Below are 24,797 nucleotides of genomic sequence, written 5' to 3'. Positions count from 1 at the left end.
GACATCACCTACCCGGACCCCTATGCGAACGGCCGGTTCACGCCCGAGTATCCGATCCTCAGCGTGCCCTTCTCGATCAATTACCCCACCGCCGCGACGGGTCCTTTGGCTGGCTTTCCGGCCCTGAACACCTCGATGGGCCAGGGCATGCTCCAGCCTGGTCCAGGACCACCTCACCAACCCCATCGATGCCATCGGCCTGCCCCTCGCGGCAGACACCGGCCTGCTCACCGTGGTGGCCGGTTTCGAAGTCGAGCTTGTCGAGCAGGCGCTCAGCGCGGCCCTCGGCGATCTCACCGCCGTCCTACCGTAGGGTCCGCCGGTCTGGGCGCCGGGGGCGACTCCCGAGCCGGGAAACCGGGTCAGCTGGGCAGCGGTCACGTCCTCTCATTTGTTGATTTGAGATTCGGGTTGGTGTGCGCTGCTGTAGTGTTGCGTCGTCCCTGGGTTTCTGCTCAGGAGTGCCTCAGCATCCGCTCACCGAGGAGAAAGCTATGCCACGTGCCCTGGGACCGCTCATTGCCGCGAGCATCGTCATCGTCGGCACTGGGCTGACCGGGGTCCCCACCCTGACCACATCGCCACCTACTGCGCAGGTGCGCGCGGTGCAGCTCGTGGATGCAGAGATCAGTCAAGGTATTGCGGACATCATGGCCGGCAGCGGAACACCGATACCGTCGGACAGCTACGTGGAGCACGTTTTCGACGTTTTCGTCAAACCGCTCTATCCCGGGTACAGTCCGCAACCCGTCTACTATCCCGCCGGAAATTACGCGTTATATACCGGTGTCAAGAGTTTGCCGCTGGACACCTCCGAAGCCCAGGGCACCCAGATTCTCGACAACCTGATCACCCAGCAAGTCAACGACGGCTTCGACGTCGTCATGAAGGGGCAGTCGCAGAGTTCGACGATCGCCGGGATGACCATGACCGAGCTGGCGGCCCAACATGTGTCCAGTTCCGACGTGTCATTCGTACTGACCGGTGACCCCAACCTGCCTAACGGCGGGCTCTTTGAGCGCGCCGATGGCCTGACCTTGCCCAGCCTCGGGATCACCTTCAACGGCGCGACCCCCTCCGACCTCTATCCGACCACCATTTACACGCTGGAATACGACGGCTTCGCCGACGTCTGCCAGTATCCGATCGACGCCATCTGTGACCTCAACTCGATACTCGGCATCCAATACGTGCACCCCACCTATTCCGTGGATGTCACACCCGAGCAGCTCGCGACGGCGATCAAATTGCCCACCATGGGCGCCACGATGACCACCTACTACATGATTCCCACCAACGATCTGCCGCTGCTGGATCCGCTGCGCGCCATCCCGGTCGTCGGCGACCCGCTGGCCAACCTGCTGCAACCGGACCTGGAGGTGCTGGTCAACCTGGGCTACGGCGATCCCGACTACGGCTGGTCGCAGGGTTTTGCCAATGTGCCCACCCAGTTCGGGCTGTTCCCGAGCCTTGCCGACCTGGAAAAGGTCCCGGGCTTGCTGGTGTCGGGAACCCAACAAGGCATCAGCAACTTCGTGGGTGACATCACCTCGGGCGCAGCGGCGGTGCTGTCGGACCCGTCGGCAACCGTGTCCAGCGTATTGGCCAGCCCCATGGCGGCGCTGTCGACCATGCTGTCCCCAGCGGCGCTGCTCTCCGGCTTGTCGCCCAACGGAATCGCCGACGAGGTCACCGCTGTGGTCAACGCGCTCTCCGGCGCGGCCTCGGCGGCCTATGCGACGCTGCTGCCGACGGCTGATGTCATCACCGCGGTCCTGACCGGGCTGCCCACCTATGACCTGAACCTGTTCGCCGCCGGGCTCGGCTCGGGCAACCTGGTGGAAGCCCTCGGTCAGCCAATCGCGACAGACACCTACCTGCTGCAATTGGCCGCCGGGTTCGAGTTTTTCGCGGTGGTGGGCCAAGCGTCGACAGCGGTCGCTGATCTGAGCAGTCTGATCCCACTCTGACCGGAGCTGAGGTCAACCGGCAGCCGTGCACGCATCCGTCATCAGTGCAAACGTGCTGGGGATCACCGACTTTCACCTGGACAGTCACGTTTTGCTCTGATAGGCGCGTTGGCGTACAGCACAAACCTGAGTCGTCACAAGTCTGCATTGACCGACTGAGAAAACACGACCAAAAACCTTGCGAGAACGCCCTGTTCACCGAAAACGTGGCGATGCAGCAGGCCGTGGCGGTGGTGACCACCACGGCGACCTGCGGGGCCACTTCCATGGTTCTGCTGACACGCCGGAAACCACCGGGCATGACCACTTTCTGGGGATGGTCATACGAGCTGCGGCTGGGTTGTGTCGTGCTCAGACAGTGGTTCCGCCTGTGGCGCCGTGGTTCGCGTCGCGGGCTTCGACCGGCGCTTCGGCTGCGAGACCGTCCGCGACGGCCACCAGTTTGCCCGGCCCACCAGCGAAGCTATGGCCGGGATGGTGATGGTGCGCACCAGGAAAGTGTCGAGCAGCAGCCCGACTCCCATCACGAACCCGGCTTGGACCATCGTGCTGATACCGGCGAAGAGCAGACCGAACATCGTGGCGGCGAAGATGACGCCCGCGGCGGTGATCACACCGCCGGTCGATCCCACAGTGCGGATGACACCGGAGCGCACGCTGTGCGCGGACTCATCCCGAATCCGGGAGATGAGCAGCATGTTGTAATCCGCCCCCACCGCAACCAATATGATGAAGGTCAATCCGGGCACGCTCCAATGCAGTTGCTGGCCGAGTACGAATTGAAACATGATGACGCCGATACCAAGCGCCGATAAATAGGAAATGACCACCGAAGCGATCAGATAGAGCGGCGCCACGATCGCACGCAGCAGCGTGATCAAAATCAGGAACACCACGATAATCGTCACCACGACAATAAGCCGGAAGTCATGGTTGTAGTATTCACGGGTGTCACGGAGCCCGGCGGATAATCCTCCCACCGATATCGAGGCATCCGCCAGCGCGGTATTGGGTTGAGCTTCGCGGGCGGTGCGGGTGATCGCGTTGATTTGGTCCAGGGCCGCGGTGCTGAAGGGATTGAGTTTGGTCTGTATCAGATACCGCACCACATGCCCATCGGGCGAAACGAAAACCTGGGCGGCTTTTTTGAACTCGTCGCGGGTCAGCACCTGGGGCGGAATATAGAACCCGGCCATTGACGGCGTTGCCGCGTCGTATTTCATCGCCCGCAAGAAGGCTGACGCGTCGGCAAGCCCCACACCCATATGCTTCATCTGCTCAACCAGCGCCTGCACCCCGCCGGACAGCCGCCGCGTCGCGTCGGCCAGGGTATCGGCGCTTTGCTGCAGCGTTGTCAAGCGGGGCTCTACGTCACCGGATTGGTTGACACCCGCCGCGTTCAAGGTTTTCGTGGTGGTGTCGAGTGCGTCGCGCAGGCCGTCCAACGCGGACTGCAGATTCTGCGGGTCGGGTGTGGATTGCAGTTGTTTGGCCAAATCAGCCATCTGGTTGAGCGTGCCGTTGTCCCGAGCATTGATCAACCAATGGAACTGGCTGCGCGAGGTGCTGCAGGAGGGGTCAGCGTCGCAGATCGGGCTGGCGTCGAGGGCACGCAGTACCGGGGGGACCCAGTCGAAAGTGTTCGCGACATTGCTGACGTCCATGGCGAGAGCGAAGCCCAAGGCGTGCATTTTGCTGATGAGGTTGGCCGCGTCGTCGAGTTGTTTGAGCGTCGCTCCCGAGCCGAACTGGTTCTGGACATTGGTGAGGGCGTTGACCACGCCGCGGATACTGGGTATCGCCTGACTGATTCCGCTGCGTAAATTGGCGATGTTGTCGGCCAGGGCGTTAGCCCCATTGGCCAGTTGGTTGAGGTCGCCGGTGTGGCCGGTGATCATGCCGGATGCGTCGTTGAGTTTGCTGCCGACTTCGCCCGCCTGATATGTCAAGCTGGCTTGTTGTAACGGTTCTCCGGTAGGACGGGTGATGCCCCGGACACTCGCGATATCGGGTATCTGGCTGATCCGCGCTGCCATCTGTTCCAGGTCGGCAAGGGCTTGCGGTGTGCGCAAGTCGTGCGGTGATCGGATGAGCAGATACTGCGGAATCGTCGAGTTGACCGGGAAATGCCGTTCCATCGCAGCGTACCCGACGGTGCTCTCGACCGAACGCGGCAGCGTGGCACGATCGTCGTAGTTGAAGCGGGCCAGACTCACGCAACCCGCCAGGGCGGCCAGCACCAGGAGGCTGGCAACCAGGTGGACCGCGGGCCGGCGCACGATGCGTATTCCCGAACGACGCCAGAACCGAGTGGTGAGGTCACGCCGGGGTTTGACCCAGCCGCGGGGCCCGGCAAGCACCAGAAGGGCCGGCAGGAAGGTCACCGCAGCGAGGAACGCCACCGCGATGGAAATCGCTAATGCGGGACCGATTGTTTGGAACGCTGTCAACCGGGAAAAAATCATTCCGAGAAAAGTGACTGCCACGGTGGCGGCGGACGCGGCGATTACTTTGCCAATTGACGCCAGCGCCTTCCTGACTGCTTGATTCGAATCGACGCCGAGCCGCACGTAGTCGTGGTAACGGCTGATGAGAAAGACGGCGTAGTCTATTCCGGCCCCGGCCATGATCGCGCTCATCAAAATTATGGCCTCGTTGGAAATACCTAAACCCATTTGGGCAGCTCCGGCCACAATTGCCTGCGCCGTCACCAACGATATGCCGATTGTTATCAACGGCGCCAACATGGTGATTGGGTTGCGGTAGATGATCAGCAGGATGATCAGCACCATGACGGCGGTGGCGTTCTCGATCAGATGCAGATCTCGCTCACCGACGACGATCAGGTCGGTCGCGGTGGCGGCGGGGCCGGTCAAGTATGCGCTCAGCGTGGACCCCGCAACGGTGTGCTTGACGATGTCGACGACCCGTGGGTAGGCGTCCCGGAATTGGGGTGAGTTCAACAGACCCGCGATGCCGATCGGCAGGTACCACGCCTTGTGATCTTTGCTGGTCATGGCTTCGCGCAGGGGCGGTGTGTTGACGAAATCCTGCAGCATCACGACGTCGCGGCTGTCCTGGCGCAGCTTATTGACCAGGGTGCGGTAGACGTTTTCGTCGGCGGGGCTCAGCCCCTTCTCGTCGGCCAGAACGACCAGCAGCAGACTTTCTACCCCCGATTCATGGAACGCCGCGGTCATCTGTTGGGCGGTGACCAGCGTCGGGGCGTCAGGCGGCAGGACAGCGACCGTCCGTTCACGCGCCATCTGGGTCACCGATGGGAGGGTCAGCGACAGACCGGCCGCCAGAGCGACCCAAAACCCGATGACAACCAGCGGCCACCGCACCACATAATTGCCCAGCCGACCGAACGCGCCCCCAGCTGCTGCCTCACGTGTCGTCATCTGCCGAGACATTCGTTAAGGTTACACTCCCCGAAACACCGATCACCACAAAACCGCAGATAGAGTGGCCGTTTCGCGCTTCACGGCCGATCAGCTCAGCTGCCGAAATGCTGTCCACAACTGGTGGTGCGCTGTGGTCCTCGGCTGCACACGGGGGCTCCACAACAGGGTGTGTCAGGGTTGTGTTGAGGTGTTATCCAGGAGCCGGGGCCGCAGGCGACACCACTGGCGTTGTCCACGACAACACTACGCCAACGGCGCCGGTTATGCGCGGCGCAGTGGCTTTACACTAATAGCGGCACTCTCGCCGGATGCAAGCCCGTTTCGCCGAGCAGGAAGGCAACAGATGCCTGTGGTTGAGCCGTCCATTCCGGCTGTGCTGCGCGAGCGCGCCAGTCTGCATCCGCATGGTACAGCGTTCACGTTTATTGATTACGAACGGGACTGGGCCGGGGTTGCGGAGACCCTGACGTGGTCGCAGTTATACCGGCGAACACTCAACGTCGCGCATGCCCTGAATGATGACGTGGCGGCGGCCGGTGATCGGGCCGTGATACTGGCGCCGCAGGGACTGGACTACATCGCCGCTTTTCTCGGAGCATTGCAGGCCGGCCTCATCGCGGTTCCGCTTTCGGTCCCGCTGGGCGGTGTCAGCGATGAGCGTGTCAGTTCGGTATTGCGCGACGCGTCCCCGTCTGTCGTTCTCACCACGTCGTCGATAGCAGGCACCGTCGCCGAGCATGTGAAAACGCAGTGTGGCGAAACCACTCCGTCAGTTGTCGAAGTCGATTTGCTTGACCTCGACTCTCCGAGCGAGTCCCAGACCAGACGCGAGAAGCGCACGGGCACGGCGTATTTGCAATACACGTCCGGATCGACTCGTCAGCCTGCTGGGGTGATGGCGTCGAGCCGGAACGTGTTGGCGAATTTTGAGCAGATCATGGCCGACTATTTCGGGGACTATGGTACCGCTGCGCCGCCGGATACCACGGTGGTGTCGTGGCTGCCCTTTTATCACGACATGGGTTTGTATGTGGGGATTTTCCTGCCGGTTCTGGCGGGGCTTCAGGCGGTCGTGACGAGTCCGGTGGCGTTTTTGCAACGGCCGGCGCGGTGGATGCAATTGCTGGCGAGCAACAGCCACGCGTTCTCGGCGGCCCCGAACTTCGCGTTCGAGCTGGCAGCACGAAAAACCTCGGATGAGGATATGGCTGGGCTCGATCTGGGCAGCGTGCTGGTTATTATCAACGGCAGTGAACGAGTTCAGCCCGCGACGCTGAAGCGTTTCACAGAGCGGTTCGCGCCCTTCAACTTTCCCGACGCGGCGATCCGGCCGTCGTATGGACTGGCCGAAGCGACGGTGTATGTGCGGACCCGAACGCCCGCTCAACCGCCCGAAATCGTCTACTTCCACTCCGAGAAGCTGACCGCCGGCCATGCGGAGCGCTGCGAGGGACCGGGCGCTACGCCCCTGGTCAGCTACGGTGTGCCGCGGTCACCGATGATCCGCATCGTCGATCCTGACACCAACATCGAGTGTCCGCCGGGAACGGTCGGTGAGATCTGGGTGCACGGCGACAATGTGGCAACGGGCTACTGGCGCAAACCTCAAGAGACCGAGAGCACCTTCGGTGGACGGCTAACCAGCCCGTCCGCCGGCACACCCGAGGGTCCCTGGCTGCGAACGGGAGACTCGGGGTTTTTGTTCGACGGCGAATTGTTCATCATCGGCCGCATCAAAGACCTCTTGATCGTCTACGGGCGCAATCATTCTCCCGACGACATCGAGGCGACCATCCAAGAGATCACGCGGGGCCGGTGCGCGGCGATAGCGGTGCCGGACGAGGGCACAGAGAAGCTGGTGGCCATCGTCGAACTCAAAAACCACGGTCGGTCCGGCGACGATGCGATGGCCGACCTTGATACCCTCAAGCGTCAAGTCACGTCGGCGATCTCAAGTGCGCACGGCCTCGCTGTCGCGGATCTCGTTGTGGTACCGCCTGGTTCGATACCCATCACGACAAGCGGCAAGGTGAGGCGATCGGCGTGTGTGGAGCAGTATCGGCAAAATCAGTTCGCCCGCTTGGACGCATAGGCATTGCCGCGCCTATCAAGCACTCCGGACTCTACCTGCGCGGCCAGTGCGTTACGGGATGAGACGCAAGAGGTCGTTGATGACGCTGATCACACCGTTGAGGGTGCTATCGATGGCAAGGTTGACGGCAATGAGCTCGAGGAAACCGCCAAATGAGACCAGTCCCAGGTCGGCTGCGATCGGGTCACCGACTGCGTTAAGGAGACTGCCCTGTTCGAGCCCGTCCACGAAGAGGTTGGCGTCATATGCCGGAAGAGTGATACCCAGGGCAAGCGCTAAGTCTGCGGTCGGAAGCAGGGTCGCATAATCGTTGGAGAGCACACTACTGACCGTGTTGGCGACGTTGGTGATTTCAGACGCCAGTGTCTCCGGAGAAATCACCCAATCGCTCGCGGGCGTGTGTACGGCGTGCATCAGCGCTGGAAGCGGGTCTAACGTCATCAGAGTCGACAGGTCGGACATCGACGGCTCCGGCGGCGCCGACGATTTGACAGCGGCGATGGCGTCCTGCACGCCTTGCTGAGCTCCCTGGACCAGATCGTCAACGACGGTGCGCGGGTTGACGTCCGGCAACAATGCGAACGGGGTGGCCACATTCGCCGGTCCTTGGCTCCAGCCATAGTCGGGGTTGCCGTAACCCAGGTTCACGAGCACCGTCAAGTCCGGTTGGATCAGGTCGGCGAGTAGTTTGCCCACGACGGGGATCTCGCGTAGCGGGTCTAAAAGCGGCAGGTTCTCGGTGGGGATCATGTAGTAGGTGGTGAGGGTGGGACCTTCTGTCGGCAATTGGATAGCCGAATCAAGCTGGGCGGAAGTGAGATCCGGATATGTGGGGTGTAGGAAATAGAAACCCGCGGCAGCGTTGAGGTCAGCCAGTAAATCGATGGGGTAGCGCGGAAAGTCGGCGGCGCCGTCGTATTCGATCGTGTAGATGGTGGTCGGGTAGACATCGGCCGGAGTCGCGCCGTACAGCGTTGCACCCAGCGTGGGGAACGTCAGACCGTCGAAACGTTCGAACAGGCCACCGTTGGGGTTCATGGGATCACCGATCAGCACGAATGCCAGCTGGTCGGGGCTGGGAGCAGTGGGTGAAGCGGCGAGGCGCTCCATTTCCAGTGAGGCGATTAAGGCGCTCTGCGAATAACCGAAAATGACGACGTTCCCATCGGGGATTTGCGAGGTGATCGCATTGTTGAGGATCGTGACGCCCTCGTCGACGGACTGGTCGAGGGTCAGGGATTCGACGCCGGTGAGCGGATATAACTGCTCCGGCGTGACCAGCCCTTCCGGCGTGTAGGAACCGTAGCCGCCGGGGACCAGAAATTTATCGACGACGTTGTCGATGTAGGTTGGGGGAGGTATCGGGTTCCCGCTGCCGCCCATGACAAACCCCGTCCCGTCGCCCAACGCGCGTGCCGGAGTCATCATCGAAGTCACGGCTGTCAGACCGGCGCCAGCGCAGGCCAGCAGAGCAAAACTTCGGAAACGGGATGTGCGGGACGTCATTGCGACCTTCCAGCTGGGCGGCCATGCGCATGAGGTGTCATGAGCCGCGACGAACAGCGGGATCAGCTCAGTCGAGGCCCGGAAATGTACGTGTGTGCAGATGATAGCGGGTCGGGCGAGCGTGCGCCCGATATCGACCGGGATTGCCGGTAGGCGCCGATGAGCAGCCCGCCAGCGGGACACAATGAGGTATTGCGTGAAAAAGCCAGCGGCGTCCGGCTTTTTCGTGCAGCGAGAATGTTTTTGCCATCGTCGAATTCAGCAATTGCGCAAGGTTCACGTCGTCAGCACGGCATGCGTCGGGCAACAGCGGCAGAATCGGTTCGCACGCTCGGCTGTTTAGATATCCGCGTGCCGTTGACGCGTGGGCGGACCGTCAGTCTTTGGTGAAGCAATACACCCGGTAAGAGAACTCTCCGCGTTGCAGGTCGCGGTAGTAGCGTGAGCCCTGGACGTGGGCGGCCTCGCGGCCCACGCCGTGCAAGATCGGCGGCAAACGTTGACTGACCAGCGTCAGCAACCGTTCTGAATTCCGCATAAGTGCCCGGAGAACCTCCGCGTTGATCTCGGCCTGCGAGACCATCCGCAGCGGCGCTTTGGCCAGCGCGGCCTCCCATTCGGCGATCCGGAGACGGGGGCGCAGGTCGGTGTAGAGAAAATGCCCTCCCGGACGCAGGACACGTGCCACTTCGGCCAGGAAACGGTCAAAGCGCGGATAGCAGTGCGAGGCTTCGACATTGATCACCGCGTCCATAGATTGATCAGCAAAGGGCAGGTCCTCGGCGTTCCCCTGCACGAAATCGAGCCCGGGCAGAACATGCGTTTTCCGGCAGAACGCCACGCCCGCGGGGTTCAGGTCCAGCCCGGTGTAGGAAGCCGGGCGCATGGTGCGCACAAGATAGGAAGCCCCACCGCCATGGCCACAACTGACCTCCAGCACCCGCTTCCCGGATAGGTCCACCTGATTTGCGACGCGGTGGTAGAGCTGGATGGGGAAGCGGTGAGGCTCATCGGACGCCGCCAGCGGCAGGGCCATCGGAGGATCCTCTTCGTAGCCGTCGTTGAGGAACACCATGTCAGCGATCCCGAGCCTGCGGGTGACCAGCGGATAAAAGTACCGGGCGAAAAGCTTCATGACGAACGGGCTGAACCCGAGGCGGTAGATGAGAGCGATGGGGTGGGGGCGATCGACGAGAGCCATAGGCGTAAGTATGTCAAGAATGCACGCCGGGAAACGCCGAACCGGAGGTGTAGTCATCATCTGTGCCTCATCTGGCCCAGCCGGGAATGCCGAGGAGAACACCGTGCGCCATCCGGTGTCGGCGGCAGCGGGCGGTCCGGGACCGCGGTGGCGGTCTGAGCCGGCCCGCAGGCATTCTCAGGCCCGGTGAGCGGTAGCGGCGAGCACTCGGACCAGCTTCGTTATGGACGGTCGCACGACCAGGCTGTGGAACCGAACCACCTTGCTGTTGAAGTGGTGGTGGAAATCCTCGAACGCTGCCCGGAAACCATGTTCGCTCGCCGTATACGCCCGGAAAACGCGGTCGAGTTCGGACTGGTCCCAGGGTTCGTCCCGGGCGGCCGCGCTGAGGGCGGCATGGGCTGCGGAAATCCAGTCCGTGCCGAAGGGCTCTGTCACCGGGCCGCGGTGCCGCTGGCGGTAAAGATCCAGTCGGAGAAACTGCTCGATTGCAGCCTCATCCCGGTTATTGAGATCGATCTTGAGCCCCGCGCCGACCCGCGTCATTTCACGGCGCCAATCATCAAGCAGGTTGGAGTACTCGACGAAAACGCGCGGCAGGTTGCGCGTATATCGCTCGGCCAGCAGATTGTATTTCAGCCATAACGCACGTGCGAGCTGGGGTGAGACCCGATCGCGCGCTGCGAGCGACGCGACGACTTCCTCCGGGTGACGCACCGCGATCGTCACCGCGATATCGAATCCGGCCCGCCGCGCCGCCTCGAACCACAGGCTCGCCAGCACCGTGATTCGTGGTTCCTTGATAAGCACGACTGGCTCGGTCGGCAGGGTGCTGAGAAACGACCCGATCTCGGCGATGTACGCGGCCTGCTCTTTGGCATCGAACGTGCCCTCCTCCTGCAAGCGCAATGTGGGGTCGTACCAGTTGCTGCCGTGGCGATACAAGATCGCTTCGTTAAGGTCCAGAGCTGCGCGCGGTTCCCAGTGGCCAGCTGGATTACCCCTATTCGCACCGAACAGCACGGTCGGTAGTGTGGCTCCGCACAACGACAGAACCCGGGTGAGCGCTGAGGTACCGGACCGACCCATGCCCATCACGAACACGATGAGCGGATGGGACACCCGAGTGGTATGGGCAGCCGGGCTCACGAGCACTCCGCGGCCGATGCGGTGCGCAGCGCAGAAGTGCGGTGACCCGCCGTTTCGCGCCTGCCGGCGATGGCCGCACCGTCGAACTGTAAACCCTTGGCTCTTGTGGGTATACGGAGTTGATCGGTCTGCGCCGTTGTCGGCCAAACAGAACGAGATCCGATGGCGGACTGCGCGGCAGTGCGTCGGGTCTTACTCATGGCAAGAGAGTAGATGAGGCTGGTACTGACATGTTGACAACGGCGCGTGAGCCATGTGCGGGCCGGAGTCAGCTCGGTCACCGCAGCTCAGCCCCCCCAATAGCTCCCCTCTCAACCGTGCCGGATAATTCTGGAAGTCTACAGGCAAGGAAAACAATCGGCGATCGGAGCTGTCCCCCTTTCGGTGACCAACGCAGCACCCGGGTCGCGGGCGTCGCGTAAAGCTCATTTGCCGTTTCGACTCAGAGGATTCCGATTCCCTGAGCGATCATGAACACCCCCAACGTCACGAAGCCGGCGCAGAAGATCCGGTGCCGCTGAGCCCGCATCCAATCGTGCAGCTGCCGCATGATGGCTTCGGTCTTTGCGGGCGCAACCAGGTAGCTGACGAGCGGGATTTCGACAAGCACAAACGCCCCGGCGGTGAACACCATGATCGCGATGAGCTGTGTCCCAAGTGCGGCTCCCGAGCTGAGGATGGCGGCAAGCACCAACAGATACTCGCCAGGCGGCGTCGCAGATCCGAGGCCGGCCACAAATGCCACCCACGGCGGCCCGTCTTGCAGCACTTGCCGGGCACGGCCCAACAGCCGGTGGTACACGGTCGGTGTTCGTGGCTGCGCCAGCGGGCCCGATGATTCGCCGGCCGCGATCGCGACCGGTGTCCGTGACCGCGCCAGGCTCACCGCTTTCACCGCGGCGATGAGCAGCGCGAGCACACCGATGGCAATCTGCGTCCGGCCGTCGTGAGATTTCGCCATCGTTGTCAAGTCGTGAACAAAACCCGGGAAGGACTCGCGCAGCAACACGGTGCCGAAACCGGCGATGATACTCGTTGCCATGCCGCCGAGCCAGAACGTGAATAGGTTGAGCAGAGGCCGTGGCCGTGAGACCAGGAACATGGCGATACCTGTTCGTACCGGGTCTGGCGCCGTCACAAACGCCATCCACAGCACGATGCCCCACATGACCCAGACCTTACCGTGCGATAGCCGGTTGTACTGCGCTACCGTCACATTGGTCCACTGGCAGCCCGCTTAACCGGAGGTGTCCTCGCCGCGGCGCACCCGTCCGGTGCCGGGCCGCGCGGCTTCGATCAGCCGGCACTGTTCCCGCAGGCGATGTTTTCCACCAGACCTGCGGCGGCGGTGACGCTGGCTTCGGGCTTGGTCATTCGAGCGGCGATCTCCCGGGCCCGGCTCGTGTATCGCGGCGTGAGAATTTTACGCAGGTCAGCGACCAGCGATTCCGGTGTGGTACGCGAAAAGCGCCGGGCGGCACCAACTTTTAGTTTGCGGAGCATAGCCGCCCAGATGGGCTGATCGGTGCCAAGCCACAGGATCAACATGGGCACACCCGCCCGCATGCCTAAGGCTGTGGTTCCTGCGCCGCCGTGGTGGACGACCGCCCGGCATGTTGGAAAGATCGCCGCGTAGTTAACCAGCCCGACGACTTTCACGTGGCTGTACTGTGGTGCATGAGTGAAATCACTGGCACCGGAACAAAGTAACGCTCGCTCGCCCAATTGCGCGCAGGCTTTGCCGATCATCGTGACCGTCTCCGCCGGGGATTCGATCGGCATGCTTCCGAAGCAGAAGGCGATCGGTGGTGTTCCGGCGGCAATCCATGATGCGACCTCATCATCCGAATTGGTCGGCAATTCCATGGTCAGCGCGCCGACAAAAGGCCGTCGCTTTTCCCACTTCGACCACTCGGCTGCCAGCCCGGGAAAGCAGAGCTCCTCATAAGCCTGGATCTCGACATATCCCCGCTCCACGATCCGGCGCTCCAAGGGAGTGCTCGTCTGGGGAAGCCCCAATTCACGGCGTTGAGCGTCTTCAGCGTCCTTCGTCATGCGCCCATGCAGCCACCAGATTGCCGAAATCGTCGCGCGAATCACCGGCGCCGGCAGCTTCGGAATGAGCTGGCCGTTGGTCCGCAGCGGAAAGCAATGCAACGCGACCATCGGGATGTCGTAGTATTCCGCGACGTTCGCGGCCACGGCCTGATAGAGCGCACCTGTCAGGATGAGGTCGGCCCCGTCGGCCAGCGAGGTGAGAGTCCTGCTCATCTCCGCCCAGCCCTGGGTGAGGTGCTCCGCTGCGGCCCGCACCACCGTGATCGGATTCTGGATCGTCCAAAAGTTGCGGACGAAGTCCGTGTTCAGCTGCTCCTGCGAGTCCGGCCCGTAAGCGACCGCGGCAAGCCCGGCGGATTCGACAAAGCCGACCAGGTTGGGGGGAACCGCCATGCGCACTTCATGTCCCCGGCGAAGCAGTTCACGACCGACGGCAGCGCAGGGCTCGACATCGCCGCGAGTCCCGTGGACCGCCAAAACAAATTTCATGGATGTGCGAGTGAATCAGATGCCTTCATTGCAAAGCCTTAATCCCGACAAGTGAGTTGCTATCTCTGTGGATCCAAACGCACTAATGCGGGAGCGCCGTTGTGCAGAGGTGCCGTCGCATCGCTGCCCTCGGCGACACGGACGCACATGGACTTGACCGCCTCCATGTAGCGGATGACGGATTCCCGGGCGACGGGGTTGTTGGGGAAGAACACCGTCATCGAGACCTCATCGAAGAGTCGTCCCACCGACATGTAGAGATGTGCAGGGTTTCGTGCGTCACAGTAGGCGCCGGCGTTCGCCCCGTCCAAGTGGGAGGCGACGACAGCGGAAAGCGGGGGAAGACCGGCGTCCATGTAGTTCAGCATCGTGAAGTTCGGTCCTGGCCTTCTCAGCCAGGGCGCCAATTCCAGCACCCGGTCGAACGGCACGTTCGCGAGCTCGGTATTCGAGTCGAAGGAGGCCTGCGCGGCTCGGGCGGTCTCACCGAACGATGTCGGGTCGACCGGGATCGTGAACGGGATGACCCCGGTGAACCAGCCCGCCGTCAGAAACTCCGCTGGTGTGCTGCGCTTGTCAAACGGGGTAAGCCCGTAGTACGTTTCGGCGCCGGTCAACCGATACTGTGCCAGAGCCACGCAGGCGAACAAACCACCGCTGAATCGGGCGCCGGCCTCAACGCAGGCGGATTCGAATCGGGCCGTTTGTTGCTTGTCCATCAGCTGCTCGGTGACGATGTCCCCGCCGCAGGGTATTGTCGGATCGCCAAGTGGCAGCGGAAAGTCGGGAAGGGTTCCGCCGTTGTTTTCGGCGAACTCGATCCATTTGCGCACCGGCGGGGAATCCAGGCTCAGCGTCGATGTGTACTGCCGTTGACGCACGCAGTACTCGTCGTAGCTGCCAGCGGGCGGCAACGCAACAGGTGCTGCACCGGCCACCAGAGCGTTGTACGTCACGTAGAGCTCCATGTACAACAACGCCATCAGCATCGGGTCGGTGTGCAGATGATCGACAATCACACAGAACGTGAAATGGTCCGGCCGTTGAATCACGCCGAAGCTGAAGCATTCCCAGTGCAATGGATCGGGGATGGACAACAAGTAGTGCTGCCATTCTGCCGGCGTCATCTCACCATGCTGAGTGGGGACAAATTCGATATCGGCGGGGCTGGCGAGGGTATGGCGGACGATGTGGTCCATGTCGTGATAGTCAAACCAGCTGCGATAGGTGTCGTGCCGGCGCAGATGCGAATTGATGACATATGTCATCGCTCGGATATCGCAGCGGCCCGGTATATCCCAGGAGCCCATGACCAGCCGCGAATAATCAAGTCCCTGCGCTGCGAACTCGCAAAAGCCCCGAAGATGTTGGGCTTGCATATAGCTGGCCGGCACCGGACTCGTCGGCGCTTCCCGGGCTTTGGCAAGCGAGGCAGCTGACGGATGCCACGTGACCACTGAACCTGGGCCCGGCACCCAGTCATAAAGCGTTCCCACTTTCACCGCCCCTGCGCCGATGAACAACGTCTCCTCCTCTGCTTCGCTGTCGCTGGTTGAGCGGACTTTTCCGCTGTCAGGCGGCCTCCGCGGGCGCTAGTTTTTCGCATAGCAGCCCCGCCAAACCGCGAACGGTGGTGATATCTGTGGAGGTGATACGGATGCCCGTTTCGGTCTCGATGCGGGTGCGCAGTTCGAGGTTACCCAGCGAGTCAACGCCGTATTCGGAGAGCGGACGATCGGGGTCGACGCTGCGGCGCAGGATCAGGCTGACTTGATCGGAGATCAGCCGCCGCAGCCGGGCGGGCCACTCCTCCTGTGGGAGCGAATTCAATTCAGCGAGGAATTCGCTTGTGCCCCTGCGGCTTTGCCCGGCTGATTTGAACGCTTCAGCGAACGGGCTGCGCTGCGCAAGTGAGATCAACCACGGCACCTCGCCGATCGGCGCGTATCCGGTGTAGCCGCGGTCGTGGCGCAGCAGTGTCTCGAACGCGTAGGCGCCCTCATCGGGGGTGATTGCGGCGCCCGAAGCGTCGGCCAAAGCCGTGGCACGGCCGACCTCGGCCCATGCCCCCCACGCGATCGCGGTCGCCGGCAAGCCCTGCGCCCGGCGCCAGTGGCTGAACGCGTCCAGCCAGCTGTTCGCCGCGGCGTAGGCGCCCTGACCGGGTGAACCCACCAATGCGGCCGCCGACGAGAACGAGCAGAACCAGTCCAATGGCTGCCCGGCGGTGGCCCGGTGCAAGTGCCATGCGCCGAACACCTTCGGCGCCCAGTCCCGCTCTACGAGCTCATCGGTGATGTTGGCCAGCGTGGCATCCTCAACCACCGCCGCTGCGTGCAGCACTCCCCGCAGCGGTAACCCGGTCGCGGTCGCCGCGGCCACCAGCCGCTGCGCGGTCCCCGGCTCGGCGATATCGCCGCACTCCACGACGACGTCGGCGCCGATCGCGCGGATGAGCTCGATCGTCTCCAGCTGCTGGAGTTTCGGCTGGGAGCGGGAAGACAGGACAATACGCCCGCATCCTGCCGCGGCCATCTTCTCCGCGAGGAACAGCCCGAGACCACCCAAGCCGCCGGTGATGATGTAGGCGCCGTCGCGACGAAAGACCGGGGTCTGCTCCGGCGGCACCACCACCCGGCTGTGCCCGGCCCGCGGAATGTCGAGCACGAGTTTGCCGGTGTGCTGGGCCGCTCCCATCACACGGATGGCGGTGGCCGCATCAGCGAGCGGGTAGTGTGTGCTTTCCGGCATCGGCAGTACGCCGTCGGCAGTGAGCCGGTATACCGTCGTCAGCAGCTCGCGGATCTTCTGCGGGTGGCTGACGGTCATCAAACCCACGTCGACGCCGTAAAACGCGAGGTTGCGGCGGAACGGAAAGAGCCCCAGCCGGGTGTCCCCATAGATGTCGCGTTTACCGATTTCGATGAATCGTCCACCGAACGCCAGCAGTTCGATGCCGGCGCGCTGCGCAGCCCCGGTCACCGAGTTGAGCACGATGTCGACACCATACCCGCCGGTGTCGTGGCGGATCAGCTCGGCGAACTCGATGCTGCGCGAATCATAGACATGCTCAATTCCCATGTCGCGCAACAACTGTCGACGCTGCTCACTACCCGCGGTAGCGAAGATCTCAGCGCTGGCGGCGCGGGCTATAGCGATCGCCGCCTGCCCCACGCCACCGGTTGCGGAGTGGATCAACACCTTGTCGCCCGGGGCGATCCGGGCCAGGTCGTGCAGGCCGTACCAGGCGGTGGCGTGTGCGGTGCTCACCGCTGCGGCCTGCTCGTCGGCCAGCCCCGGCGGCAGCGGGACCGCGACGTTGGCGTCACACGTGACGAACGTCCCCCAACACCCGTTGGGGGACAGGCCCCCGACATGGTCACCGACTTGATGCCCGGTGACATCCGGGCCGACTGCGGTCACCACGCCGGCGAAGTCGGTGCCCAGCTGCGGCAGTCGCCCCTCGAAGCTGGGGTAGCGGCCGAATGCCACCAGCACATCGGCGAAGTTGACACTGGACGCAGTGACCGCGACCTCGATCTGTCCGGGCCCAGGGGCAACCCGGTCGAACGCGGCCAGTTCCATCGATTCGAGGTCACCGGGCGTGCGGATCTGCAGGCGCATCCCGTCGCGGTCGTGGTTGACGACGGTGGTGCGCCGCTCCTCGGGACGCAGCGGAGCCGCGCACAGCCGCGCGGTATACCACTGGCCGTTGCGCCACGCGGTTTCGTCCTCCGCAGATCCACTCAGCAATTGCCGGGCCAGCTGCTCGGCATCGGTTGCCTCGTCGATGTCGATTTGAGTGGCGCGCAGATGCGGATGCTCGGTGCCGATCACCCGCACCAAGCCCCGCAGCCCCCCGTGCTCTAGGTTCGGCCGGTCGCCGGCGACGACCATCTGCGCGTTCCTGGTCACGACGTACAAGCGGGGCGGCTCGCCCGGGATATCGGGCAACTGGCGGGCAATGTGGACCAGCTGCTGCACATACTGACCGCCGCGCAGCGCACACTCGTCGTCCGATGCACCGGTGTTGGGTCCCGTCAAGACGACCACTCCGTCGAAGCGGCCGGCACGAAGACGGCTTGTCAGCGGTTCCCCGTTCGACACAGGGTCGCCGTGCTGCGGCCAGCATACGGACGTACATTGTGCGCCAAAGAGTTTCAACGCATCAGCCAATGTGGTCGCCGCCTCCTCCGCAGCAGGGGAGGTACTGACCAGAAGCCACGTTCCCGCATGAACATGGTCGACGTCGGGAAGCTCTCGGGGCCGCCATTCAATGGCGAGCAACCGCTCACCCAGGACGCGGGCGCGGTCAGCGCTCTGCGAGACCCCGGTGCCCATCTGCAGGCCGCGCACCGCCAGCACGACGGTTCCGTGCTCGGTAAAGACGTCGAGGTCGGCCTCCGCGGTGCCGTTCACTGCGGTCACCCGCACCGAGCAGTAACGGGCGTCTCGCACCGGACCGTAGGCACGCAACCGCCGTACACCTAGCGGTAACAGCAACCCGTTTTGACTGACCTCCTGGACGGTGGGGTGGGCTGCCACAGCCTGGAAACAGGCGTCCAGCAGGGCCGGGTGCACACCGTAGGCAGCCTGTTGCGAACGAATCGAACTTGGCAAGCCCACCTCGGCCAGCAGGGTGCTGACTGTCCCCTCAGCGGTGTACACAGCCGCAAGTCCGGTGAAGGCCGGACCATAGCCGATTCCGCGTTTACCCAACCGCTCACGCAGTTCGGCGCCGTCCACGCGGCACGGGTGCGCTGCCAGCAGGGCGGCCAGGTCCTGGGCGGGCGGGGAGTCGGCATCCTCGACGGCGCGCAGCATCGCGGTGGCCCGCCGCACGTGTTCACCGTCCTGGCTGGTCTGCACGGTGAAGCTGACCACACCCGGTGACACGACCGACGCGACCACGCCCACCGTGGTGCGCTCATCGAGCAACAGCATCTGCTCGAACCTGATGTCATGGACCTCGGACGACTCGCCGAGCACAGAGTGAGCCGCCGCTAAGGCCATCTCGCAGTAGGCGGCCCCGGGAAGGGCTGCCACGCTGTGTATCTGGTGGTCGGCCAGCCAGGGCAGCGCCGCGGTGCCGACCTCAGCCTGCCAGGCGTGCCGTTCGGGCTCCTCCGGAAGCCGCACATGCGAGCCCAGCAGCGGATGCACCGAGACGCTGCACACGCCGTGGGTCTGCGAGTCCTGACCGTCGCGGGCCAACAGCAGCGGACGGTGAGTCCAGGTCGGAAGGGGCGCGTCGACCAGCCGCCCCTCGGGATACAGCACCGAGAAGTCCACCGCCGCCCCTGCGCTGTAGAGGTCAGCCAGCAAACCGCGCAGCCCATACGGCAGCTGCTGCTCGCGGCGCATGCCGGCCAGGGCGGCGATCGCCATGTCGAGGCTTCGGGCGGTCTGTTCGATGGGGTGCGTGAGCAGTGGGTGGGGCGCCAGCTCCGCGAAGACCCGGTAGCCGTCCTCCAGCGCCGCCTGCACGGCTGCGGCGAACCGCACCGTGTGACGCAGGTTCTCCACCCAGTAACCGGCGTCGCACACCGGCTGCTCGCGCGGGTCGAATAATGTCGCCGAGTAATACGGAACCTCCGGGGCCTTCGGCTGTAGCTCCGCCAGGACCTCGGCCAGTTCGTCGAGAATCGGATCGACCTGGGGAGAGTGCGAAGCCACATCGACGGCCACCTCGCGGGCCATCACGTTACGCTGCTCCCACGCCGCGACCAGCTCGCGAACCGTCTGGGTGGCGCCACCGATCACCGTGGACTGCGGGGAAGCCACCACTGCCACCACGACGTCGTTGACACCCCGGGCCATCAGCTCCGACAGCACCTGCTGGGCCGGCAGCTCCACCGACGCCATGGCGCCGGCACCGGCGATACGCGACATCAGCCGCGAGCGCCGGCAGATGACACGCGCCCCGTCCTCCAGTGACAGCGCTCCCGCGACCACGGCGGCCGCGGCCTCGCCCAGCGAATGCCCGATCACCGCGCCCGGGCGCACCCCGTACGAGCCCATCGTGGCGGCCAGCGCGACCTGCATGGTGAACAGCGTCGGCTGGATGCGCTCGATACCGGTGACCATCTCCGGCGCTGACATGGCCTCGGTCACCGAAAACCCGGACTCCCGGGCGATGATCGGCTCCGCCGCGGCGACCGTCGCGGCGAACACCGGTTCCGCCGCGAGCAGCTCCGCACCCATCCGCGCCCATTGCGAACCCTGCCCGGAGAACACCCACACCGGTCCGCGGTCGTCGCGTCCGGCCGCGGCTTGATACGGCGTGTCACCGTCGGCGACCTGCCGCAGGGCCTCCGTGAGCTGCGACCGGTCGCGGGCGATCACTGCGGTGCGGACCGGGCGGTGGGCGCGCCGGCGCGCCAGGGTGTAGGCCAGATCCGGTAACGCGACCTCGGCGTGGGCGTGAAGCCAGTCGGCCAGCCGGCCCGCGGTGCGGCGCAACTCCTCGGGCGAGGTGGACGACAGCGAAAACAGCAGCGGCGCCGCTGACGCCGGCTCGGTGGAGACGGTCGGCGCCGTCCCGGCCTCGGGAGCCTGCGGTGCTTGTTCGACAATGGCGTGCACGTTGGTCCCCGAGAGCCCATATGACGACACGGCCACCCGCCGCGGGTGGTTCCCGTTGGTAGGCCAGGGCGTGACCTCTTGTGGCACAAAGAGTTTCGTGTCGATTCGAGCGAGGTCATCGGGTAGACGGGTGAAGTGCAGATTCGGCGGAACCACCCCGTGCTGTACGGCGAGGATCGCCTTCATCAGCCCCAGAACACCGGATGCCGCCTGGGCGTGCCCGAAATTCGTTTTCACCGAGCCCAGCGCGCAGGGGCCGTTGATACCGTAAACCTCCGCCAGGCTCGCGTATTCGATGGGATCACCCACCGGGGTGCCGGGGCCGTGCGCTTCGACCATACCGATGCTGGCAGCGTTCACCCCCGCCGCCCTGAGTGCCGCGCGGTACACGACGGTCTGCGCGGTCGACGACGGTGTCGCGATATTCACGGTGCGGCCATCCTGATTGGCGGCGGTGCCGCGGATGACGGCCAGAATCCGGTCGCCGTCGCGCACCGCATCCGGCAACCGCTTGAGCAGCACCACGACGCAACCCTCGGATGACACGAACCCGTCGGCGGCGACGTCGAACGCATGACAGCGTCCGGTGGGCGACAACATACCCTGCGCCGACCCCGAGACGAACTTCCGCGGATCCAGCATCACGGTGGCGCCGCCCGCGAAGGCAAGGTCGCTTTCGCCGTCGTGCAGGTTGCGGCACGCCATGTGCACGGCCAACAGACCGGACGAACATGCCGTGTCCAACGTGACCGCGGGACCGTGGACGCCCAGCGTGTAGGCGATGCGCCCGGAGGCCAGACTGAAACTGGTGCCGGTGAACCCGTAGGGCCCTTCCAGAGTGTCGGCGTCCGCGACCAATTGGTAGTCGCCATGGGTCAAGCCCACGAACACTCCGGTCAGGGAGTCGGCCAGTGCCCCCGGACTGAGACCGGCGTGCTCCATGGCCTCCCAGGAGGTCTCGAGCAACAAGCGGTGCTGCGGGTCGATCGCGGTCGCGTCCCGCTCATTGATCCCGAAAAACTCTGCATCGAAGCCCGCGATGTCATCGAGGAACGCGCCCCACCTCGACACCGACCGTCCGGGCACACCCGGCTCCGGGTCGTAGTAGGCGTCGGCGTCCCATCGGTCGGGGGGAATCTCGGTGACCAAGTCGTCGCCGCGCACCAGCGCTTCCCACAGGCGTTCGGGAGAGTCGATACCGCCGGGGAGCCGGCACGCCATGCCGATGACCGCAACGGGAGTGACAGGTGTGTCGCCCATAGTGGAGAAACAATAGCCTGAAGCCGAGCGGTACGCTCGATCACCAACTGCTGCGAATGAAACCACTCCGCCTCCTCACGGCAACGACTAAGTAGCCTTGTCCGCTGCGCGACTCCCGGCTCGGCATCTCCTTGACTACTCGGATTGCCGACATCTGCGCCAATTGATTCCGTGCCCGTATGAGGGGCTATCGGGTACGTCAGCGGCCTAGCTTCAGAACGCTATTCGACGTGCGATCACGCTTGTGCTATTTGGGCCGATCGTTACCTGATCGTTACGCTTCCCGAAAGCCGCATCCCGGACAACCTCGTCACTCAAAATAATCCTGCAGTTTGCCCGCCCGACAGATCGGCCAGTATTTTGTTGTCATGGCAGACTGCTATAATTGCAGTCTAGTTGCAGTTTTCCAGGATTGTTAGATACGACCAACAGGGCGGGGCGCGCCATCGATCTCCAATACCACAAAGAACCCAGAGTTGACGTCGCCAATATTCTCTGGGCAGATGGGTTGCCGTGGCCCCGTCAACCTCTCTCAGCAGGTCAAGCACACCAATACGGTCAGAACGCCAGCAACCGGTGCTCCTCATAGGAACCCCGGCGACACGTGGCTGATCCATGGCCGTTCACCTGCTCCCACTATCCCGTGGTTCAGTAGACGTGATGAAATTCGATTTGCTGAGTGGGGTGATCTCGTCAAGCCAGAGCATCTTGAGGCATTTGCAGTGCCGTCGGAACGTTGGATCTCCACGCTCATGCTGACACCGATTCTAATTTGTCGATGAAGCGTGAGGTGACAGTGTCGATATAGGAGTCGAAACCGGCCCGGAAGCTCCGTTCGTCAGAAACGAATGGGCGTTGCATCGACATGCCGAGCAACCCGCTCTCGATCAAGCGGACAGTTTCGTCGATCAGACCGGTCGGTGTGCGCTCACCGGCAATATCGCGGAGCACATTGGCGAATTGCCGGCGCAGAGCATCTCGGTAGCCCACATATGCTTTTCGTAAAAGTTCGTTGTGATTGGCTGCCGCGGCGAACTCCACCGTGAATGTGACCGCGTCGAGGTCGCTGATGAACAACTGGTAAACGAGATCGGCCGCCTCAAGCAGGGCTTCGCGAACCGACTTTCCGCGGGGCAGGGACTCCGCGGCCGCCGCGAGCAATGTCTGGGCCAGATTCGCCTTCGTCGACTCGAAGAGCTTGGCCTTGGTCTCGAAGTGATACTGCACCAGCGCCTGAGAAACCCCAGCCCTGGCCGCGATCTTCTTCATCGAAGACTTTCCGTAACCAAGCTCACGGAAGCACTCCACGGTCGCCTGCATAATTCGGCTGGCATCGGCGGCGGCGCGAGCGCCGTCGGGAGCTTTCGAGATCGTTGTGACCACTACAACACTCCTACCGGCGCCTCAGGGGGAGACTGGCTGATCGATCAGTCAAGCACTGATCGACGAGGTACGTTACCTCCTGATCGATCAGTTCGACAAGAGTCCCTGATCGATCAGTCAGACCGGGCTCCCGCATCGGTCAGGCCGCAGGAGTTGACCGGGGGCAAGCCGCCCGGCCTCGAGCAGCCGGGCCGGGGTGGACGGCGTGTCGGTGCCCGGCACGTGGCAACACACCCGGGGGCCGGTGACAATGCCCTCGATGCGCTATCGACGTCTCAGCGGGACTTGCCAGGCTCGCACCGCCGTTCGGGCGGCCTCGGTGGCCGGGCTCGGCGGGCTGTTGTTCGGCTATGACATCTCACTGATCAACAGCGTGGCTGCGGCGCTGCACACCGCATTCGGGATCGCCAACGCGGTGCTGGGTATCACAGCGGCCGCCACCCTCCTGGGTGCTGCGGCGGGCGCGGCCACCGCCGGCAGGACCGCCGACCGCATCGGCCGTCTGCCGACACTGAGGCTGGCGGCAATGCTTTTCGCCGTCTGTGGGCTGGGTAGTGGGCTGGCGGCCACGATCTGGCTGGTCGTCCTCATGCGCATCGTCGGCGGCCTCGGCATCGGGCTGATCTCTGTGGTCGCCTCCGCATATATCGCGGAGATATCGCCGCCGAATATCCGGGGACGGCTCAGCTCCCTGCAACAACTCGCCATCGTGTCGGGCATCTTCGTGTCTCTGGTCGTCAACTGGCTGCTGACCGATCTCGCGGGCGGCCCGCGTGCCCAGTTCTGGGGTGGGTTGCCCGCGTGGCGCTGGATGTTCTTCGGGGAAGCCGTTCCCGCGGTCCTGTACGGCGCACTGGCCTGCACCATCCCCGAGTCTCCACGCTATCTTGTTGCAGCACAACGGATTCCAGAGGCACGACGGGTGAGCGCCATGCTGTTCGGCGAGCGCAAGGCAGATTTCACCGTGAAACGGATCTCCGAGACACTCCGACACGAGGCACGGCCGTCGTGGCGTGACCTGCGCAGGCCTACCGGCGGGCTGTACGGGATCGTGTGGGTAGGGGTGGGGATGGCAGTCTTTCAGCAATTCGTGGGTATCACGGTGATCTTTTTCTACTCGAAACCGCTGTGGCAGGCGGTCGGATTCGGCGACAGTTCGTCGTTCGCGATCGCAGTGCTCACCGCGGCCGTCAACGTCCTGACCACCGTGGCCGCGCTTGCCCTGATCGACAAGACCGGCCGTAAACCCTTGCTGCTGACCGGATCAGCCGGCATGGCGGCAATGTTGGCGACGCTGACATTTGTTTTCGTCAGCGCTCCGGTCATCGACGGCCAGGCGCACCTCGGTGATGTCTCCGGCCCGGCCGCGCTGATCGCAGCCACTGTCTTCGTCATCGCGTTCGGCTTTTCGTGGGGACCGATCCTGTGGGTGCTGCTCGGCGAGATGTTTCCCAACCGGATCCGGGCGGCTGCGCTGAGCTTGGCAGCGGCCACCCAGTGGACGGCCAACGGGATGATCACGGTCAGCTTCCCGGCGCTGCGCCATGTGCTCGGCTTGGCTTACGGTTTTTATACGGTGTGTGCGATGTTGTCGTTCCTGTTTGTCTGGAAGTGGGTGCCGGAGACCAAGGGTGTAGCCCTGGAAGACATGCGCGCCGAACTTCCGCGCACACGGAAACCGGCGGCCAGGTAAAACC

12 protein-coding genes are annotated in these 24,797 nt (G+C 63.7%); 3 read left to right on the top strand and 9 right to left on the bottom strand.

Translation table 11 applies throughout. The features are described 5' to 3' along the window. Nucleotides 1-494: 494 nt before the first annotated feature. Nucleotides 495-1,970, top strand: coding sequence for a PE-PPE domain-containing protein (locus tag G6N08_RS16745; protein ID WP_163759097.1), 1,476 nt, complete (start codon nucleotides 495-497; stop codon nucleotides 1,968-1,970). Between the two features lie 320 nt (nucleotides 1,971-2,290). On the opposite strand, the gene G6N08_RS16740 is transcribed toward G6N08_RS16745, so the two are convergent. Beyond that, nucleotides 2,291-5,374 (bottom strand): MMPL/RND family transporter, encoded by a 3,084-nt coding sequence (locus G6N08_RS16740; RefSeq protein WP_163759094.1) that lies wholly within the window; start codon nucleotides 5,372-5,374, stop codon nucleotides 2,291-2,293. 346 nt (nucleotides 5,375-5,720) lie between these two features. On the opposite strand from G6N08_RS16740, the gene G6N08_RS16735 reads away from it, so the two are divergent. Beyond that, nucleotides 5,721-7,469 (top strand): AMP-binding protein, encoded by a 1,749-nt coding sequence (locus G6N08_RS16735; RefSeq protein ID WP_170301291.1) that lies wholly within the window; start codon nucleotides 5,721-5,723, stop codon nucleotides 7,467-7,469. Between the two features lie 51 nt (nucleotides 7,470-7,520). Here G6N08_RS16735 and G6N08_RS16730 read toward each other — a convergent pair whose 3' ends face one another. From G6N08_RS16730 to G6N08_RS16695, 8 genes are all read right to left on the bottom strand, one after another. After that, complete coding sequence (locus tag G6N08_RS16730; protein WP_163759092.1) at nucleotides 7,521-8,897, bottom strand: PE-PPE domain-containing protein; 1,377 nt, start codon at nucleotides 8,895-8,897, stop codon at nucleotides 7,521-7,523. A 454-nt stretch (nucleotides 8,898-9,351) separates the two neighbouring features. Beyond that, nucleotides 9,352-10,110 carry a phthiotriol/phenolphthiotriol dimycocerosates methyltransferase gene (locus G6N08_RS16725; RefSeq protein WP_163760790.1) on the bottom strand — a complete coding sequence of 253 codons (759 nt, stop codon included), beginning with the start codon at nucleotides 10,108-10,110 and terminating at the stop codon, nucleotides 9,352-9,354. Between the two features lie 243 nt (nucleotides 10,111-10,353). After that, a complete protein-coding gene (locus G6N08_RS16720; protein ID WP_163760788.1) occupies nucleotides 10,354-11,265 on the bottom strand; it encodes a sulfotransferase family protein in 912 nt (303 codons plus the stop codon). A 502-nt stretch (nucleotides 11,266-11,767) separates the two neighbouring features. After that, the gene (locus G6N08_RS16715; RefSeq protein WP_163759091.1) at nucleotides 11,768-12,493 is read right to left on the bottom strand and encodes a GAP family protein; all 726 of its coding nucleotides are present in this window, start codon (nucleotides 12,491-12,493) and stop codon (nucleotides 11,768-11,770) included. Nucleotides 12,494-12,621: 128 nt separating this feature from the next. Continuing rightward, nucleotides 12,622-13,872, bottom strand: a complete 1,251-nt coding sequence (locus tag G6N08_RS16710; RefSeq protein ID WP_163759089.1) for a glycosyltransferase — start codon at nucleotides 13,870-13,872, stop codon at nucleotides 12,622-12,624. A 59-nt stretch (nucleotides 13,873-13,931) separates the two neighbouring features. Continuing rightward, nucleotides 13,932-15,395, bottom strand: a complete 1,464-nt coding sequence (locus G6N08_RS16705; protein WP_281352771.1) for a condensation domain-containing protein — start codon at nucleotides 15,393-15,395, stop codon at nucleotides 13,932-13,934. A gap of 49 nt (nucleotides 15,396-15,444) precedes the next feature. Continuing rightward, entirely contained in the window at nucleotides 15,445-21,717 is a 6,273-nt protein-coding gene (gene pks2 / locus G6N08_RS16700; RefSeq protein WP_163759087.1) for a sulfolipid-1 biosynthesis phthioceranic/hydroxyphthioceranic acid synthase, read from the bottom strand. Between the two features lie 750 nt (nucleotides 21,718-22,467). Continuing rightward, nucleotides 22,468-23,100, bottom strand: coding sequence for a TetR/AcrR family transcriptional regulator (locus tag G6N08_RS16695; RefSeq protein WP_246216787.1), 633 nt, complete (start codon nucleotides 23,098-23,100; stop codon nucleotides 22,468-22,470). 250 nt (nucleotides 23,101-23,350) lie between these two features. Here G6N08_RS16695 and G6N08_RS16690 point away from each other — a divergent pair, with 250 nt between their 5' ends. Continuing rightward, nucleotides 23,351-24,793: a sugar porter family MFS transporter gene (locus tag G6N08_RS16690; RefSeq protein WP_163760783.1), complete on the top strand. Its 1,443-nt coding sequence runs from the start codon at nucleotides 23,351-23,353 to the stop codon at nucleotides 24,791-24,793. Nucleotides 24,794-24,797: the final 4 nt, after the last annotated feature.

The sequence above is a fragment of the Mycobacterium botniense genome, from assembly GCF_010723305.1.
GTDB lineage: Bacteria > Actinomycetota > Actinomycetes > Mycobacteriales > Mycobacteriaceae > Mycobacterium > Mycobacterium botniense.
Note: the sequence above shows the minus strand (reverse complement) of the source record. Positions and strands in the feature narration are given on the sequence as shown.